Origin of the sequence: Blastomonas sp. UPD001 (genome assembly GCF_003426715.1) — a bacterium.
Classification (GTDB): Bacteria; Pseudomonadota; Alphaproteobacteria; order Sphingomonadales; family Sphingomonadaceae; genus Blastomonas.
Window position 1 is genome coordinate 1 of sequence record NZ_QKVT01000166.1, and the last position, 593, is coordinate 593.

At 66.9% G+C, this 593-nt stretch carries 1 protein-coding gene; it reads left to right on the forward strand.

Features of this window, described 5'->3' with window-relative positions:
- Positions 1 to 6 precede the first annotated feature (6 nt).
- Positions 7 to 593 (forward strand): aminoacyl--tRNA ligase-related protein (locus DM995_RS20150; RefSeq protein WP_353653384.1); only part of this gene is annotated, 587 nt, incomplete at its 3' end.

A 593-nucleotide genomic window follows, 5' to 3' on the forward strand; every position in this document is an offset into this window, starting at 1 on the left:
TTTCCCGTGCTTCTCTCCCGCTACCTGCTGCCTGTCATGAAGGAAACGCCGGCCGACGCGCAGATCGTCTCGCACCAGCTGATGCTGCGGGCCGGCCTGATCCGGCAGACGGCCGCGGGAATCTATGCCTGGCTTCCGCTGGGTCTCAAGGTGCTCGACCGGATTGCGGCGATCGTCCGCCGCGAGCAGGACCGCGCCGGCGCCATCGAGCTTCTGATGCCGACCATCCAGTCCGCCGAGCTCTGGCGCCAGTCGGGCCGCTATGATGCCTATGGCCCCGAAATGCTGCGCTTCCAGGACCGGGGCGGCCGCGAGATGCTCTACGGCCCCACCAACGAGGAGATGATCACCGCCATCTTCCGCGACTGCGTGAAGAGCTACCGCGACCTGCCGCGCACGCTCTACCACATCCAGTGGAAGTTCCGCGACGAGGTGCGCCCCCGCTTCGGCGTGATGCGCGGCCGCGAGTTCCTGATGAAGGACGCCTACAGCTTCGACATGGACGAGGAAGGCGGCCGCGCCAGCTATGATGCGCAGTTCACTGCCTATCTCAAGACCTTCGCGGCGCTGGGCCTGCGCGCCGTTCCCGTCCG